Annotated in this window: 14 protein-coding genes; 6 read left to right on the forward strand and 8 right to left on the reverse strand. The window is 46.4% G+C overall.

Going from position 1 to position 16,931, the window contains the following annotated elements:
• Positions 1-25: 25 nt before the first annotated feature.
• Positions 26-595 (reverse strand): elongation factor P, encoded by a 570-nt coding sequence (gene efp / locus OIK42_RS20000; RefSeq protein ID WP_273642965.1) that lies wholly within the window; start codon positions 593-595, stop codon positions 26-28.
• Between the two features lie 34 nt (positions 596-629).
• On the opposite strand from efp, the gene epmB reads away from it, so the two are divergent.
• Positions 630-1,661 carry an EF-P beta-lysylation protein EpmB gene (epmB, locus tag OIK42_RS20005; RefSeq protein ID WP_273642966.1) on the forward strand — a complete coding sequence of 344 codons (1,032 nt, stop codon included), beginning with the start codon at positions 630-632 and terminating at the stop codon, positions 1,659-1,661.
• Positions 1,662-1,670: 9 nt separating this feature from the next.
• Here the strand turns inward: epmB and OIK42_RS20010 are convergent, their stop codons facing one another.
• A complete protein-coding gene (locus OIK42_RS20010; RefSeq protein WP_273642967.1) occupies positions 1,671-1,862 on the reverse strand; it encodes a hypothetical protein in 192 nt (63 codons plus the stop codon).
• A gap of 118 nt (positions 1,863-1,980) precedes the next feature.
• Between OIK42_RS20010 and OIK42_RS20015 the strand changes: the two genes are divergently transcribed.
• A complete protein-coding gene (locus tag OIK42_RS20015) occupies positions 1,981-2,292 on the forward strand; it encodes a hypothetical protein (RefSeq protein WP_273642968.1) in 312 nt (103 codons plus the stop codon).
• 7 nt (positions 2,293-2,299) lie between these two features.
• On the opposite strand, the gene OIK42_RS20020 is transcribed toward OIK42_RS20015, so the two are convergent.
• Both OIK42_RS20020 and OIK42_RS20025 read right to left on the reverse strand, forming a co-directional pair.
• A complete protein-coding gene (locus OIK42_RS20020; protein ID WP_273642969.1) occupies positions 2,300-3,574 on the reverse strand; it encodes a YfiM family lipoprotein in 1,275 nt (424 codons plus the stop codon).
• Between the two features lie 26 nt (positions 3,575-3,600).
• The gene (locus OIK42_RS20025; protein WP_273642970.1) at positions 3,601-4,278 is read right to left on the reverse strand and encodes an HAD family hydrolase; all 678 of its coding nucleotides are present in this window, start codon (positions 4,276-4,278) and stop codon (positions 3,601-3,603) included.
• Positions 4,279-5,049: 771 nt separating this feature from the next.
• On the opposite strand from OIK42_RS20025, the gene OIK42_RS20030 reads away from it, so the two are divergent.
• The gene (locus OIK42_RS20030; protein ID WP_273642971.1) at positions 5,050-7,659 is read left to right on the forward strand and encodes a TonB-dependent receptor plug domain-containing protein; all 2,610 of its coding nucleotides are present in this window, start codon (positions 5,050-5,052) and stop codon (positions 7,657-7,659) included.
• Positions 7,660-7,726: 67 nt separating this feature from the next.
• Positions 7,727-11,068, forward strand: a complete 3,342-nt coding sequence (locus OIK42_RS20035; protein ID WP_273642972.1) for a glycosyl hydrolase — start codon at positions 7,727-7,729, stop codon at positions 11,066-11,068.
• A gap of 315 nt (positions 11,069-11,383) precedes the next feature.
• Here OIK42_RS20035 and OIK42_RS20040 read toward each other — a convergent pair whose 3' ends face one another.
• Positions 11,384-12,307: an alpha/beta hydrolase gene (locus OIK42_RS20040; RefSeq protein ID WP_273642973.1), complete on the reverse strand. Its 924-nt coding sequence runs from the start codon at positions 12,305-12,307 to the stop codon at positions 11,384-11,386.
• Positions 12,308-12,551: 244 nt separating this feature from the next.
• Positions 12,552-12,911 carry a hypothetical protein gene (locus OIK42_RS20045; RefSeq protein WP_273642974.1) on the reverse strand — a complete coding sequence of 120 codons (360 nt, stop codon included), beginning with the start codon at positions 12,909-12,911 and terminating at the stop codon, positions 12,552-12,554.
• A 281-nt stretch (positions 12,912-13,192) separates the two neighbouring features.
• Between OIK42_RS20045 and OIK42_RS20050 the strand changes: the two genes are divergently transcribed.
• Positions 13,193-14,509 carry a glycoside hydrolase family 1 protein gene (locus OIK42_RS20050; protein WP_273642975.1) on the forward strand — a complete coding sequence of 439 codons (1,317 nt, stop codon included), beginning with the start codon at positions 13,193-13,195 and terminating at the stop codon, positions 14,507-14,509.
• Positions 14,510-14,515: 6 nt separating this feature from the next.
• A complete protein-coding gene (locus OIK42_RS20055) occupies positions 14,516-15,130 on the forward strand; it encodes a glutathione S-transferase family protein (protein ID WP_273642976.1) in 615 nt (204 codons plus the stop codon).
• A 71-nt stretch (positions 15,131-15,201) separates the two neighbouring features.
• Here the strand turns inward: OIK42_RS20055 and OIK42_RS20060 are convergent, their stop codons facing one another.
• Positions 15,202-16,071 carry an alpha/beta hydrolase gene (locus tag OIK42_RS20060; protein WP_273642977.1) on the reverse strand — a complete coding sequence of 290 codons (870 nt, stop codon included), beginning with the start codon at positions 16,069-16,071 and terminating at the stop codon, positions 15,202-15,204.
• A 20-nt stretch (positions 16,072-16,091) separates the two neighbouring features.
• Entirely contained in the window at positions 16,092-16,916 is an 825-nt protein-coding gene (locus OIK42_RS20065) for a fumarylacetoacetate hydrolase family protein (protein ID WP_273642978.1), read from the reverse strand.
• Positions 16,917-16,931 lie beyond the last annotated feature (15 nt).

Consider the following 16,931-nt stretch of genomic DNA (forward strand, 5'->3'; position numbering starts at 1 on the left):
CACCAGGCAGCACACCTAGGTAGGATTATTTCTGTACGCGTGAAACGTATTCACCGTTACGGGTGTCTACTTTAATCACTTCGCCGGTTTGTACAAATAGCGGTACTCGTACTACGGCGCCAGTAGACAGGGTTGCCGGTTTGCCGCCGGTGCCAGCGGTATCGCCTTTCAAACCAGGATCGGTTTCGGTGATTTCCAGTTCCACAAAGTTAGGCGGCGTCACAGTAATAGGCGTGCCGTTCCACAGTGTGATGGTGCAAACATCGTTCTCTACCAGCCACTTTACATTCTCACCTACCGCTTTTTCGTCAGCGGCAATTTGTTCGAATGTTTCGTTATTCATAAAGTGATAGAATTCGCCGTCGGTATACAGGTAGGCCAGTTCCGTATCCATAACGTCTGCGCCTTCTACTGATTCACCGGAGCGAAAGGTTTTTTCCAGTACTTTGCCAGAAATCAGTTTACGAATTTTTACCCGGTTAAAGGCCTGACCCTTACCAGGTTTTACGTATTCGTTTTCAAGAATGTTGCAAGGTTCACCGTCGAGCATAATTTTTAAGCCCGCTTTGAACTCATTAGTGCTGAAATTAGCCATAATTCCTCAATAAACACTGTTAGGTTTTAGATTTGTGGCGCAAATAATACAAAAAAAACACATCACTGTAGAGCAAAACTGGCAAAAAGAGTTAGCCACCGGTTTTACAGACCCATTTTCGTTGCTCAGATATCTCAATTTAGACACGACTGATTTCGGTTCTCATGCTGAAGCCCGCCGTTTGTTTCCTATGCGGGTGCCACGTTTTTTTGCTTCGCTGATGCAAAAGGGCAACTGGCAGGACCCGCTCTTACAGCAGGTGTTACCGGTTAAACAGGAGTTTTTAAGCGCTCCGGGCTTTAGTGCCGATCCTTTAGAGGAACATGCAACGGCCACCCCGGGTTTACTGCACAAATACCGCAGTCGCGTGTTGCTGATTGTGCGGGGCGGTTGTGCGGTAAATTGCCGCTACTGCTTTCGACGCCACTTCCCCTATGCCGACAACAGCCTGTCCAAACAAGAGCTGGCGCGGAATATTGACTATATTGCTGCGCATCCGGTCATTGATGAGGTCATATTGTCAGGTGGCGATCCATTAATGGCAAAAGATACGCATCTGGCTGAGCTGGCGAATGCATTAAGTGCGATACCGCACATAAAACGGTTGCGAATTCACAGCCGTTTACCGGTTGTCATGCCATCGCGTCTGGATACAGATTTTATGCGCTGGTTTAGCGCAGTGCCGTTACAACGGGTGTTGGTATTGCACGTTAATCATGCCAACGAGATTTCAGAACAACTGGTACAACGGTTACGGTCATTGCGGGAAGCCGGGGTTACGCTGCTTAATCAGGCTGTGTTGCTCAAAGGCATTAACGATGATGCTGATACACAGCAACAGCTTAACGAAACCCTGTTTAACGCCGGTGTTATGCCCTATTACCTGCATACGCTGGATAAAGTGCAAGGGAGTGCGCATTTTGATGTGCCGCTGCAAACGGCCAGAGAGATCATGGCTGAATTGATAAAGCGTTTGCCAGGCTTTATGGTACCAAAACTCGTCACCGAGATTGGCGGCCAACCTGGCAAAACGCCGATAGACTTGCGTCTACATCCGTTGGAGTAAACTCCCTAATCAGGCATAAGTATCGATTTTAGCACCGAGAGCCGGATTAGCGGATGATGGCTTTGGTACGTCAGCGGCTGAATCCAGCAACTGAAGCGTAGCTTGACCGTCACGCTCTTGCTGGCCTTTAGCCATCTTGAGCGATGCCATTTCAAGCGACGCACCGGACGTTCCAGAGGCACCTGCGCCTTGAATATCCATACCAGTTTCCTTATTTGCTTGTAGCAACGTTGAAAAGTGGGCAAAATTGCCCACTATTCGGGTTATCGGCAGGCCGACCTGATTCTTTAATTAAATTTTCAAAAAAAGGAGCGCTTAATTGGATTCTGTACACCAACAGTTACAAGAAACGCTACAAACCCTGTATCGCAAGGCGGTTGACGCTGATGCGATACTCGACCAGTTACAACACCAACAAAAAGGTAAATTTGCCGCTGTGTTCGCCGATGATAGTGGCTTTTCCACTCGTGCCAAACGCTTTGGCCCCTATGTTGAGGAAATCGCCAGTGACTGGCAGGCGATAAAGGATTTACCAGAGCAAGAAGCCAAAGCTGCCTTATTACCGCTGGTAAAGAAAATTGAACTGGCGCTGACAACCTTGCAGCAATTTTCTGTCAGCGTAAAAAAATAGGCCCGCTTTAAGGAGCGTAAAGCGGCAAAGCATCCAGACGCTGTTGTATCAGCGCCACCTGCTGGCGGTACGCCGGACTGTCAACCTCTTTGAACCGGCGGCTGAACTCTACTTTACTCAAGCCTTCTGGCAAATCATCTAACGCAGGAATGATATCGCGTTCACGGAGATGTTCTGTGGCGCGTTGCTGCACACGTGCGGCGGTATTGTCGGCAATAGCTGTTGTCGCAAAGGCAATGCCTGACATATCCGCAGCGAGATCGACAAAGCTGTAGCCACTGCCGCCTAAAGCTCTGTCCATTAATTCTTTAAACTCACCAATAGCAAGCGTGATATTTTGTTGTGATACGATTTGCAGCGCTGCCGAGATAATAAAATGTAATGCCAGATCGTTACGCTGGGCAAGCACCGCCGGAGCACGGGGCCGGGCAATTTCTCCTTCAACAGGCTGCTCTACGCCAGCAATACGGGCAAACCGGTGATCGCCCAGATAAATTGCCAGCGACAGTAAAGCCGCTTGATTATGTAACACCCGATCGCCCTCTTCACTTAATTCAGCGGCCCGGGCCAGGGCCAGATTTAAATAGCTGGCAAGAGATTTTGGCGACGGTGACTGGCCAAGCTCAGATGTCGCTAAAAACGCTAAATAGTCGGTAGTCAGCAGGCCTATCTCGGTAACGCCACTGGCCATATTATCCCGCACAACGTGTAGTTGCTTGAGCAAATCGTCCAGAGGACGCATGTCTAACACCAACAAATCTTCGGCCATCGTAATTTGGGTTATTTGACTGGCCGCGGTGCTGGCCACATCACTTTGAGTCAGCCTATCCACCAGCCACACTGACACCTTTAACGCGGTATCACCGGGTATACTGATTTTACCTATCTTAATATACTCAATATCAACGCCGGTCCCAGGAAACACCAGGGTGGAAAGGTTTATATAGTAACTATCTAACAACCCGGGTAACGGAACACTCGCCGCCAGCTCTGTTTTACGGGAGGATACCGTCACTGAACCACTGAAGCCCGGGATCGCCCTTTGTGCAAAGCCCATTAAGCTCTCGAGCTGCTTTTCCGTTACTTCAACGCGTTGTTGGGAATGGCGATCATGCAGACTATTTCTTAACTGCTGCAACAATTCCTGAACGGTCTCTGCGTTGTCGACCTGATGCGGCGATGTTTTGGTGATGGCTGGCGCAGGCTCTATTACCAGCAACGTAATAACGGCCGCGCCCGCAACAAACAGTAAAATAATAGATAGCAGAATACGGCCAAACATGTCAGGTCAATCCAGGTTCGATAACACTACGGGCGGTTAAACTGAGCTTCTGTCCATTCAGACAGATCCCGGTACTGAGCAATGGCGGTTGTAAAGTTGTGACCGGCCGATTGTGCAGTGGGTATAGCAACACACTGAAGGCCAGCGCCTACCGCAGCCCTGAGACCATGCTCGGTATCCTCTACGGCAATCGCTTGCTGCGCCGAAAGGCCCATAACAGTCAGAGCTTTCAAATAGCAGTCTGGCGCAGGCTTACTGTTTTCTACGTCTTCCACAGCCACCACACACTCAACCCACTCAGCAAACCCGTAGGATGACAAGGTGCGTTGTACTGAATATTTGCTGCCGCCGGTTACTATGGCAATGCGCAACCCTCGCTGATGGCACAATGTCAGGGTTTCTTTCGCGAAGGGCATCAGTGGAAACGGCTGCGCGTCTAAATAGGCTTTGGTGAGCTCGGTTTTAATGTTAGCCAATTGCTGCGGGTCGGCGTTGAGATTAAAATCCCGCACCACGTCAGTGCCATTTTGCGGTGTCGGGACCCCCGCCATAACATCATTGTAATACTGCTCGGTAAGCGTCACCCCAAACGGCTTTAGTGTTTCTTGCCACAGACCGAAGTGCACCGCCTCCGAGTCAATCAGAGTGCCATCATGATCAAATAAAACCGCTTGCAATGTTGATACCGCGTCACCTGCTGTCATTGTCGAGTTACCATAAGTATATATAAAAATGCTCTACAGCCCTTATTTAGGATCTGTTTTCACTGTAAGTTTGTAAAAACTATACATTACAAAACACATAAATCCTAAGTACTACCCTGACACTGCCAGTCTCGGGATTCTGCTGAAAAAGAATGAAATTGTAAAATGTTTTGTGGTCTTGGTGCATGCTTGAAGCGGAAAACTGGTTTCACTATATAGCATTGCAAGGGGCAATTCTCAAATTGAGAAGCCCGCCGGAGAACACTTGTATAAGACCAGGAATTTTTCTGTCAACGCCAAGCGAGCTGACTGCGAGCCTTTCAATCAGGTCAATTCTTTCATCTTAGGCTGAGCTTTTACCGACTAACGTGTCAGTTTTATTGATCAACTCTAAGTCTTGCTGCTCGCCAAGCTCGAACTAAAACGCGGGTGTGAAAAGGCGATTCACTTAAAAAAAGCTAATGTATAACGGCTTTGATTTGCTTATAAAATGTTAATTTAATTGTCACTTAGTTAAGCCATACTACTAGAAAAAACGCAAAAACCTTTCACATATCGTCATCTTCACTCAATCCGTTAGTTTTTAACCCTACGACCCACCAACCAGAAAAACAAAAAAAGACATATAAAACAATTCATTAAGAAAACCCATAGGCATAAATTATGGTTATCTAAAAATATATTATTTTACTATTGTTTACTTATTGTTAAATTTTAGTAACAGAACAACACGCCCTCGTATAGACTTGGATTTAAATGATGAATGCACCAATGCCACTCCATAAACTTTCTCTTGCTGTCTTAGCTGGATTAAGTGTTTCAATAAGCGCTTCTGCCATTGCACAGAGCTCACAAACTGAAGATGAAGAAGAATACGAAGTCATTGCGGTAACAGGAACGCTGATTGAAGGCGTCAACCCTGTTGGTTCTAATGTGATCGGTTTAAATCAGGAAAAAATTATAGAGCAGGGGGTGACTTCTGCCACCGACTTGCTTAGACGTATTCCACAAATGGCCGATTTTAATTCGGTACCAGAAAATACCCTTAGCTCTTCGATTCCTTTTGAACCACCTCAAATCCGGGGGATCGGTGGTTTGAGCGGTATGGCAACCCTCGTTATGCTTAACGGCAGCCGCCTTGTTCCAGTTGGCCCGAATAACTGGGTAGACTCGTCGATGATCCCTGCCAGTTTGCTTGAACGCGTAGAAGTAATTCCAGACGGTGGTTCATCGATTTATGGTTCTGATGCCGTCGCCGGTGTTATCAATTTCATTCCCAAAAGTGACATGGATGGCGGTGAAATTAGTGTCCAATACGGTGTAGGGCATGGCGACTATGACAGTCTCGATGTCTCTGGTGGATTCGGTACCAGTTGGGATAAAGGCAATTTGGTGACCGCTTTCTCATACGGTGACCGAAGCCCTATGTTTGGTAAGGACCAAAGTTACATTAAAGATAACTTAACCGATGTCGGCGGCGCGGACTACCGTTCAACGTCATGCAGTCCTGGTAATATTTTACTGAATAATACGCTGTATGGTTTACCAGGTCTCGACACATCAGCGCCTAATTATTGTTCAACCTATGACGATCAATCTTATTATCCTGAAGAAGAGCGATACTCTATATTTGCTAACGTAAACCAGGAGCTTTCGGATCGTTTGACCCTGGATGTACTGGCTTATTATTCTCGTCGTGATACCACCGATTACGATCCGGCAGATATACGCGGCTCAGCCACCATTACTTCTGACAACCCTTATTTTGTTGCGGTCGGTGATGAAACGTCCAATACCGTTTCTTTTTCTTACGCGGATGTATGGGGTAAAGCCGGTGAGAACCCGTCGATGTATGATCAATGGCAGGTAACATCATCTTTAGCCTACCAAATGACAGATAGCTGGAAATTAAAAGGTACGCTGAATTATGGCAAGAGCTCTTGGTATTACCACGATTACAAGATTAATGCTGACGCACAGTTAGCCGCATTATCGGCAAATACTATCGAGAACGCGTTAAACCCTTATGACATATCACAAACCAGTGCATCAGTTCTAAGCGGGATCCGTAATTGGCGGGATGACACCAGCACCAATCAAGATATTGCAGAAGTAAAGTTGATTGCTAATGGCGAACTGTTTGAAACTGCCGGCGGAATGATGCGGGCTGCAGTGGGCACTGAATTCCGTGAAGAGTCTTATTTTAGGTCGACCAAATCCGGTAAAATTGACAATCCGTCAACCGTGGTAGATCAGGATATAAAGCGCCAGGTTAAATCTGTATTCGGTGAAATTTACATTCCTATCATCGGTGATGACAACATGATTCCTGGTGTTCAGCATCTGGATGTATCTATCTCTGGACGCTACGACAAATACGATGATGTAGGTTCTAGTTCTAATCCTAAAATTGCTGTTACCTGGAACCCGGTTGACGATCTGACGGTCCGCAGTACTTGGGGAACCTCATTCCATGCTCCAGCGCTGGCAGATTTAGCAGCGCCATTAACTTATGAGTTATTCCTGCCAATTAGTCCGCTTCGCGCATCAGATAGTCCGTTTGTGCCGGATTTCTTTAAGCCCTCATTTATTTTAGGCGGCGCTTCTGAGGGGATTAAACCAGAAACAGCAGAAACCATGTCTTTTGGTACAGATTGGTATGCGACAGATTCCATGAAAGTCTCATTAACCTATTGGAGTATCAAATACGAAGATCGTCTTGACCAGAACGCTGGTTTCTTCTTTGGCCCTGCTTATTATGACGAAGAAGTGAATAATGATTACTACATTTTAAACCCTGCCTCGGCAGAAGATGTAATTGCGAAATTCGGCGACTATCCGGCTCAGGGCTTTGATAGTCTGGCGAGCATGTTCACAATATTTGGCTCTCCATACGTCGTGAGCGATCAACGTAAAGCGAATATGGGAGCTTATGAAATTGATGGCCTCGATTATTCATTACAGTATTTCCAAGATATCGATTTAGGCGAACTAGAATTCACATTAAGCGGTACTTATGTGCTAAATCGTGATAAAGAAAACGTAAAAGGTGCTGGCTTTAACGATACCCTTGCGTTAGGTGACTTCAACAGTGCGATTTCGGCCTTCAACAGTGTTGCGACATTGGGTTTACGCCGCGACGATTGGTTTTTCTCCGGCACCATTTACTACCGTGGCAGTGCCGATGTAGCCGAGGAGCATATTGATTCATTTACTACCTTGTCACTCTTTGCCAGTTACGACTTCAGCATGGATACCCAGGTCACCTTCAATATTGACAACGTCACGGATGAGGATCCGCCGTTTAGAAACATTGATGAGGGTGTGGCTTATAAGAGCATGGGCCGTTATATGTCTGTTGGTTTCAGAACTCGCTTTTAATTAATCTATTCTAATTGAGGGCTGTCACGTGAGTGTCAGCCTTTTTATTTTATAGGAAGGACAAACGATGATTCGATCAGAAGGGTTCGCTCATTTCTCTCTAACTAAAATTGCGATTGGCCTGGCAGCTATTTCTCTTCATGCTAGTGCTAATGCTCTGGAAACAAAAGATTTCATCACACCTCCACAGGCGGCAAAACCTCTGGTATGGTGGCATTGGATGAACGGTAATGTCACGCAAAGTGGTATTAAAAAAGACCTCGCCTGGATGGATAAAGTCGGCATAGGCGGCGTACAAAATTTTGATGCACAATTAATGACGCCCAAGGTCGTTGATGATTCGTTGGAGTATATGACACCCCAATGGAAAAACACGTTTGAATTCGCTTTGGCCGAAGCAAAAAAGCACAACTTTGAATTTGCTATCGCCGCTTCCCCCGGCTGGAGTGAAACCGGCGGTCCGTGGGTAAAGCCTGAGCAAGGTATGAAAAAACTGAGTTGGCGTGAAGTCACCATTAATGCTGCCACTAAAAAAGCGGTCAGGGTGCCTACTCCCCCGACAAATACCGGTGTGTTCCAGGATTTTTATGGCGCTGATGAAATGTTTGCGGATCCTACCCACAGTAAAAAGGCCCCCCCCGTATACTACAAAGATATCGCAGTATTAGCAGTCCCGATTGACGGCCAACAAATTCAGCCCTTATCCGTCACGACAAATAATGAAGACAAATTAGATTTAGCGGTACTGACAGATAACTCATTCAGTGCGACGACCAACAGCAGTTCGCACCCAGATTCGCCACTTGAAATAACCTTTGATTTTGGTGAAACCAAAACTGTTCGTAGTATGTCATTAGCCATGCCATCGCCAGGGATGTTTTTTCCTGCGGTATTCTTACCAACCCTTCAGGCCAGTGAAGACGGAAAAACATTTAACGATGTTACAACGATTCCGATTGGCTCTACGACACAAACCACGGTTAGCTTTCCAAACGTGAACGCCCGCTACATGCGTATTGTGATGTCACAGAATCCGAATGGAAAATTTTCGATGCCATCATCATCTGCGCCAGGTGCAGCTCCACCTCCAGGCTTTCAACTGCCTACCGGCGAGAAAAAACTTGAAGCCGTCAATCTGCTTGAAATTGCGTTTTTTTCCCAGGCAAAAGTACACAGATTTGAAGATAAAGCTGGTTTTGGCATTGTTGAAGACTACTACCCGCTATCTTACCAACATGACGAACCGGGTGTGGCGAAAAATGCTGTCATCGATATTACGGATAAGTTGAATGCCGACGGCACCTTAAACTGGCATCCTGAAAACGGGCTTTGGAAGATTATTCGTTTAGGTTATAGCTTAACGGGTAAGGAAAATCACCCAGCCACTGAGGCCGCTACTGGTTTAGAAGTCGATAAGTATGATGCCGACGCTGTAAACGCCTATATTGCGCATTATCTTGATATGTATAAAGACGCCAGCGGTAAATTTGCACTGGGCGACGGTATAAAAGCCCTGCTTAACGACAGTATTGAAGTGGGCGCTTCAAACTGGACGCCGAAGATGTTTGAAGAGTTTAAACAACGCCGCGGCTATGACTTAACCCCATGGCTTCCCGCCCTGGTTGGTGTGATTATTGAAGATGCACAACAAACCGACAAATTTCTCTACGACTTCCGTTTAACGCTGGGCGAAATGCTCGCAGACAACCACTACGCGGTGATCAGTAAACGGGTAAAAGAAGCCGGTCTCATTCATTATTCAGAAGCACTGGAAAATGGGCGTCCTACTTTGGGTGACGGCATGCGTATACGTCGCAATGCTGATATACCAATGGCCGCAATGTGGGCCTTCGATACGCAACACCAGGTAGGGCCAAAACCACAATATTGGGCCGACATCCGAGAAGCAGCCTCGGTTGCCCATATTTATGGTCAAAATCTGGTCGCAGCAGAGTCGCTTACCTCTGCAGCATCGCCTTGGGCTTTCTCTCCCCGTGATTTGCAACCGATGATTGACATGGAGTTTGCGCTTGGCATGAATCGCCCCATTATTCATACGTCAGTGCATCAACCTAACGATAACGGCCCAGGCCTTAGTCTGTTTGTATTTGGCCAGTACTTTAACCGCCTGGATACCTGGGCAGAATACGCTAAACCATGGGTAACCTATATCAGCCGTAATGCATACATGTTGCAGCAAGGTCACTTCAAAGCGGATGTTGCCTATTTTTATGGTGAAGAAACACCACCCACCGCGTTATATAACGACAAACCCTCTGAAGATGTACCGCAGGAAAATGCCTACGATTATGTCAATAATGACGTCATAACGGCACTGCTGCAAAATTGCGGTAGCGATTTATGTACCGACTCAGGTCAACGATACGCGGTGCTTTATCTGGGCGGTACATCTCAGTATATGACCTTACCAGTGCTTGAGCGTATTGCAGAACTGGTTGCTAACGGTGCCACCGTGATAGGTAAAAAACCTGTGGCAAGCCCTTCACTAACAGATAATCCCAAGCGTTTCGATACACTGGCCAACCGGTTATGGAGCGGAAAAACAGGTAAAGGCCGCATTATCGTCGCTGACAACGTACAAGACGGTGTCGAGCAAGCGGGTGTTGCCCCTGATTTTCGTTATAAAGGTAAAGATGATGAGAGTACCTTGTACTTTGTGCATCGTCAGACAGACAGCGAAGATATTTACTATTACACCAACCGTAAAAACCGCGAGGAGCCAGTCACGTTCTCATTTAACGTATCGGGTAAAACGCCATATCACTACAACGCCGTCACAGGAGACATAACCGCGCTAACAAGCAAGGAAATTAATGGCGTCACCGTGATTGAGAAAACACTGGCGCCTTATGAGTCTGGTTATGTGGTATTTGGTGAGTCACCTTCACCAGTCACCCATCCAACAACGGCTTTCAGCCAGTCAACAACACTGAAAGACGAATGGCTGGTCTCGTTCCAGGAAAACCGTGGTGCTCCGGCGCAAGCCACTCTTTCTTCCGGAAACTGGGCAGAGTCTGATAACGATGGTATCCGTTATTTCTCAGGCACGGCGAGTTATACGCAGACGTTTACCATCGATAAAGCCATGCAAGGCAAGCCCGTACAGCTTCATATCGAAGATGTCCGGGATGTGGTAGAAGTCGTGGTAAATGGTGAGGTGGTAGATACGCTCTGGAAGCCGCCGTTTCACGCCGATGTTTCTCATTACCTGAGTGCTGGTGAGAACACGCTCACGTTGAACGTGACCAACTTGTGGGTGAATAGACTGATTGGCGATGCACAGCCTGATGTAAAACAAAAATATACGTTCACTACACTACCCACGTATGTGCCAGACGCACCGCTGCGACCATCTGGCCTGCTTGGTGCTGTAACGTTGAAGTGGTAGAAACCTCACGTTGCCAATATGGAGTCAGCCCGCGAGCTGGCTCCGTATATTGACAGAAACCGCCAACCAACCAAAAATCACGTAGTTAGCCTGCCGACCACAACATTCTCGCAGTAAATAAAAATTAAGAGAAAGAGGCTAGGTGTTTCCCAGCCGAGCTCTTGCTCTTTGGCCGACGAGTGGCGTTCGAGACAAACGCGTGTAGCCGAACTTTATAGGTGAGGTTTGCGCTAATAACCTGCTTAATAACGCATTATCGTAGTGCAATATTGGTATTAACAGTTTGCTCCGACTGAATTGCGAAATTGCAATTCACTACAGGCCTCTACTTTTAAGCCAGTTTACAAACTGCGGGATCATTCCTGTTGACGTCGTGCCCGGTCTGCCCACACCAAAGCCATGATCACCCTTTTCATAGGCATGAACCTCAACCGGTACAGACTGTTTTTGCCATGCGGTGACGATACCAAAACCGCCCTTACCATATAATCCATCATCTAATGCAATGGCGGTAAACATCGGTGGTGCATCGTTTGGTACTTCCAGCGCTTTCATTGACCCGTAGATATAGCCTAAAAATGCAGGACGGTTATCGGTTTCAGCAATAGAAGCCATTAAGGTTGTCTTGGCCCCCGCAGAAAATCCCATAAAGCCAATGTGTTGGGGATTTACCGCAAACTTCTTTGCGTTATCTTTCACAAACGTTAGTGCCTGAAGCGCATCTTTTGGTGCTTGTGAAACGAAGGTATCAGGACCCTTACCTTTCGCTTTAGCAGCAAACACACTGCTCACATAAGCACCATATTCATTCACATCAACAGGCGTCTCATTTAAGGTATAGGTAAGAATAAAGGCCGCAATGCCTTGTGCATTGAGTGCTTTTGCAACCTCAAGCCCTTCTGTTTGCACTGCCAGAGACAAAAACGCGCCGCCCGGCGCAATGATAACAGCCGTGCCGGTTGCTGTTTCAGGCTCAGGTATAAATGCATACAATGACGGATTAGTGACATTGCGAACAAGGTATTGCTCAGAATTGAATCTACCAGGCATTGAGATGGACACCTGCCCCCACATTTCCTGATCATTTTGTTGCCTTTCTTTATCGTCCGGATAAAGCCGATAAGGTTCACCCAGAAATGATTGCTTCTCGACATTCTTATTGGTAACCGTCGGGGCATTTTGCGCAAAGGCGTACAGGCTTGTTATTAACAATAGCAACAATAAACTGAGTTTTTTCATAATTATAAATCCAGAGTAAATCACCACGACTATGAGGCTTTAGTTTGTGAACCTACTGGAAGACAGCCTGTAAGGGTGACTACCAGTAACGTAATTGAACTGACCGGGCGCCAGAGATAAGATCACCCATTATCTCATGAGCGCAAAGAACTTAACCCGCGTAGTCCTTGAGTGCGAGACGAATGGTGATGGCTGTAACAATGCCGCCTAAGCATGCTCCCCACAGCGTTTTTACAATCACAGCTTAAATAAACGCCCTTGAGTCGATACTGAAACCAAACGTGAGCAAGGCGAAAAAATTTAGCGTCACCACAGCCCCAAGTAGCGCAAACAGCAATGCCCGAATAGCGGGATGAACGGGTAACCACGACGCAGATTCAGTCTTTTCGTTTATAGTAAGTTGACCATTGCAAATGCGTTTACGAGTCAGAAAAGACGAAAAAAATGCCCCCATAAATCCAATCGCGAGTCCTTGAGGTATACTGTCGGTAAACAGGCCATCACTTCCCTGCATGGGTATATCTGCCATTCCGCCAAAGATCAAAAATACAAAAAATAAACTGAACAAGCCATTGATACCCGCCCAATAATGGTTTCCACGCATCTATACCTACTCAGGGACACTTTACGCATCTTGTTACTATTCCTTTAAATTTTTTTAACAGGATGTAACTTACGTAATTTATTTAACTCGAACAAATTGTTTATTTTTCATAATCCATAGAGCAAGCCTATACTTAGATTTTAACGCCTGCCGCCTAGGTATCCGTATTGCATTACCCATTAACGTAAACTATACATCCGCCAAAAATAACTATTATTACCGAGAGTGAATTCACGTTATTTTTACACTTTGCAAATCAATTTTTGACATCAGGACGTAATATGATCGATCGACGGCAATTCCTTGCAATGGCATCTGCAACCATGACTGCACCACTTTTTGCCAAAGCTGCAACGTCTTCTGTTCCACAGGATGGTTCGTTTCCGGATAAATTCTTCTGGGGCGCAGCGAGTGCCGGCCATCAGGTTGAAGGCAATAACGTAAATTCCGATATCTGGTTGCTGGAAAATGTAAAACCTACCTTATTTAAAGAGCAATCCGGGGATGCATGTAACAGTTTCGAGTTGTGGGAAACTGATTTGGAGCTCTGCCGTAGTCTTGGATTCAGCGCTTACCGTTTTTCTATTGAATGGGCACGAATTGAACCGGAACCAGGTTTATTTAGTCAGGCCATGATTGATCACTACAAGCGTATTATAGACGGGTGTCACAAGCGAAATATGATCCCGCTGGTTACTTTTAACCATTTCGCCAGTCCGGTATGGTTTGGCGCTCGCGGCGGTTGGATCAACCCTGAAGCGCCTGCATTGTTTGCAAATTACTGCAGCAAAGTCGCCAGTCAAGTCGCTGACAGTATTGGTTATGCGGTAACGTTTAACGAACCTAACTTACTACGCTTATTAAAAGTGATAGGCATACCGCCCTTTGTTTGGGATATGCAGGAAAAAATGCTGGCTGCTGCAGGAAAAGCATCCCAGTCTGATTATTTCTGTGCGATAAATGCGGCACGATTATCAGATTTGGATGTGATGAACTCGCTTTTAATTGAAGGCCACATAGCTGCACGTCAAGCAATCAAAGCAGAACGCACTAATCTTGATGTTGGTTTTACTCTGGCGATGTTGGATGACCAATCTGAAGGGCCGGATTCCGTTCGTGATGATATGCGACAGTATAACTATGGCGACTGGTTAAACGTGACAGAAACCGATTTTATCGGCGTGCAAAACTATGAAAAGGTGATATGGAATGATAAAGGGCGTGTACACACACCGGAAGATGCTGAAAAGAATAATGCCGGTAGCTGGATTGACGCGACCTCATTGGCCAATACAGTAGCCTACACCTATGCAGAAACAGGCAAGCCTATTATTGTTTCCGAACATGGTATTGGTACAAACGATGATAGTCAGCGCGAACGATTCATTAAACATTCTTTAAAGCATTTACAACGTCTTATTGAGGACGGAGTGCCGGTGAAAGGCTATATCCACTGGACGTTGCTGGATAACTTTGAATGGATATCGGGTTATTCCGAACACTTTGGGTTGCATACCGTCGATAGAAAGACCTTCGAACGCAAACCAAAACCCAGTGCTTTAGCCTACTCAAAAATTATTAAACAGAATCGCGTATAGTTCAGTATGTTTAGATTATTCGCATCCCCTGGAGCCTGCTCTCAGATTTCCATTATTATATTGGAAAAAGCGCAGGCTAATTATGAACTCCACAGTGTTCACCTCGCCAAAGGTGAACACAAAAAGGCAGAATATCTTTCAATTAATCCCAAAGGAAAAGTCCCCGCTCTGATGACTAAACACGGGGTGCTCACTGAAACGCCGGCTATTGTGTTATTTTTGCATGAAGAATTCGAAAATGCAGATATTCTTCCTGCTAACTACCCGGTGACTGAAGTCGTCAGCGATCTGAGCTGGTTTGCCAGTTTTATTCATCCACTTATTACCCGTTACGCTAAACCAGATCTAATTGGCGTGACCACTGAAGTCGATGCAGTAAAAACAGTCGCTCAAACTCAATTGAACAGCGCCTATCGCAGCATTGAGAAAAGGCTGTCGGCCTCCCCTTTTTGGAATGGTGACAACTGGAGCGCCGTTGACGTTTACCTGTTCTGGACTATAAATCGGTTGAAACGGGCAGGTTTTGCATTTTCGGAATTTGACCACGTTATTCAACACTATCAAAAAATGTTAGCCAGCCCTGTGGTGAAACGCGCGTTACTGAAAGAAAGCGCATTGTGATTAAAACCCAAAACCGGCTTTCACTTGACTGTTTCAGCCGGTTTTAGCGGTTCTATTTCGGACACTTTGACTTAAGCCGAAATGACCTCGTTCACAAAATCGCGAATCTCACTACTCAGGCGCCGGTCGGATGTTCCAAGATGCCCGGCTATTGAGTAGTGATTATGGCCAGAGAGTATCATGCTGCGATCAAGGGTATGATTAACCTGAAGGCGCGCTTGTAATAGCCCGATGCATTCCTGTTGGAAGCGCTCTGGGTCGAGTTCAGTACAGGCAATAAATAAGGGAATAGAAGTAGCAATAAGTGCGGGTAACGGCATTCGCGATTGATACATGGACGCATCACCATAATACAACGTATCACGCTCATCCAATGGCGTCACACCATATAACCCCGAGAGCAAGACTGCCGCTTTGATGTCTGTTTTGCCTGGATTAAGCTGTAAGTAGGTAGCCACATGACAGGCCCCGGCAGAGGTGCCGCATAGGATGATGTTATTCGCATCACCACCATACTCATGAATATTATCGTTTAACCACGCGACTACACGAGAGACATCATCGCCACCACTAGGCCATGTAAAGTCTGGGGCCAGGCGATAATTAATAACGACGCCTAACCACCCCAACTCTGCTGCCATGCGACCAACACAGGCATTATACCAGCGTTCATCGTCCCCCTTATCACCTTTTAAAAATCCTCCTCCGTGTACGAAGACGAATACAGGTTTACTTGCGTCACTGCGACGACTATCAGCACCGTAAATATCCAGCACATGACGTTCATGATCGCCATAAGCAACATTGGTGGCGCTCGCAGGTTGTCTGGCGACCAGCAATTTCTGCTCGTTATCAAAAATCGTCAGCAAGCCTTCCATCATAGAAGGGCCAAGCTCTCGACCCAAACTGCGGATTTGATTGCTTATGGCTGATATTTGCATAGTAAGGGTATCCTGATAAATCATTCAGCAGTGATGGTATTGATCAATTTGCCCATAGGACCAATTTCAACCGACACACTATCACCCGGCTTCATCCACAGAGGCGGTGTTCTTTTGGCGCCAACACCTCCAGGTGTGCCGCTAGCTATCACATCACCAGGCTTTAAAGGCGTAAAGCTGGAAATATACGCAATCACAGTAGCGATCGGGAAAATCATATCGCCAATTGGCTGTTGCTGCACAATATCATCATTCAAACGCGTAGTAACATTAATCTCAGAGAGATCACCGGCCTCGTCAGGGGTGACCATGTACGGACCAAAAGGCCCTGTTGTCGGAAAGTTTTTACCCGGCGTGAATTGGCGGGTATGCCACTGCCAATCCCGCACAGAAGCGTCATTAAAACACGCATATCCGGCAACATGAGACATCGCGTCTTGCTCCGAAATGTAACGTCCACCTTTACCTATGATGACTGCTAGTTCACCTTCAAAGTCTAATTGCGTTGAAACCTTTGGCATAACAATGGGCTGATTATGGCCAGAGAGTGAATCGGCAAAGCGCACAAAAATAGAGGGATGCTCTGTTGCCGCACGGCCCGTTTCTTGGCGGTGCGTTTCGTAATTGTGACCGACACAGAATACTTTATCGGGATTCGGAATAACCGGCGCCAGTGTGACATCAGCCAGAGCAATAGTCGTATCACTGTGCAGTGACGCCAGTGTGCCTGCCGAAATGGCTGTTTTAAGATCGGCGGCCTGACCAGATAAGTCGGTGATCACATCACCATTCAGACGACCGAATCCGAGTGCACCACCCTTGGTAGAAAAGCTTACATATTTCATTGTTAATTCCTAAGT

This window comes from Alteromonas gilva, assembly GCF_028595265.1.
Lineage (GTDB): Bacteria > Pseudomonadota > Gammaproteobacteria > Enterobacterales > Alteromonadaceae > Alteromonas > Alteromonas gilva.

Bases quoted from the DNA above. Each gene is read 5' to 3' on its own strand.
- efp (WP_273642965.1), bottom strand. From the start codon at position 595: ATGGCTAATTTCAGCACTAATGAGTTCAAAGCGGGCTTAAAAATTATG.
- OIK42_RS20010 (WP_273642967.1), bottom strand. From the start codon at position 1,862: ATGGATATTCAAGGCGCAGGTGCCTCTGGAACGTCCGGTGCGTCGCTT.
- OIK42_RS20020 (WP_273642969.1), bottom strand. From the start codon at position 3,574: ATGTTTGGCCGTATTCTGCTATCTATTATTTTACTGTTTGTTGCGGGC.
- OIK42_RS20025 (WP_273642970.1), bottom strand. From the start codon at position 4,278: ATGACAGCAGGTGACGCGGTATCAACATTGCAAGCGGTTTTATTTGAT.
- OIK42_RS20030 (WP_273642971.1), top strand. From the start codon at position 5,050: ATGCCACTCCATAAACTTTCTCTTGCTGTCTTAGCTGGATTAAGTGTT.
- OIK42_RS20035 (WP_273642972.1), top strand. From the start codon at position 7,727: ATGATTCGATCAGAAGGGTTCGCTCATTTCTCTCTAACTAAAATTGCG.
- OIK42_RS20040 (WP_273642973.1), bottom strand. From the start codon at position 12,307: ATGAAAAAACTCAGTTTATTGTTGCTATTGTTAATAACAAGCCTGTAC.
- OIK42_RS20045 (WP_273642974.1), bottom strand. From the start codon at position 12,911: ATGCGTGGAAACCATTATTGGGCGGGTATCAATGGCTTGTTCAGTTTA.
- OIK42_RS20050 (WP_273642975.1), top strand. From the start codon at position 13,193: ATGATCGATCGACGGCAATTCCTTGCAATGGCATCTGCAACCATGACT.
- OIK42_RS20055 (WP_273642976.1), top strand. From the start codon at position 14,516: ATGTTTAGATTATTCGCATCCCCTGGAGCCTGCTCTCAGATTTCCATT.
- OIK42_RS20060 (WP_273642977.1), bottom strand. From the start codon at position 16,071: ATGCAAATATCAGCCATAAGCAATCAAATCCGCAGTTTGGGTCGAGAG.
- OIK42_RS20065 (WP_273642978.1), bottom strand. From the start codon at position 16,916: ATGAAATATGTAAGCTTTTCTACCAAGGGTGGTGCACTCGGATTCGGT.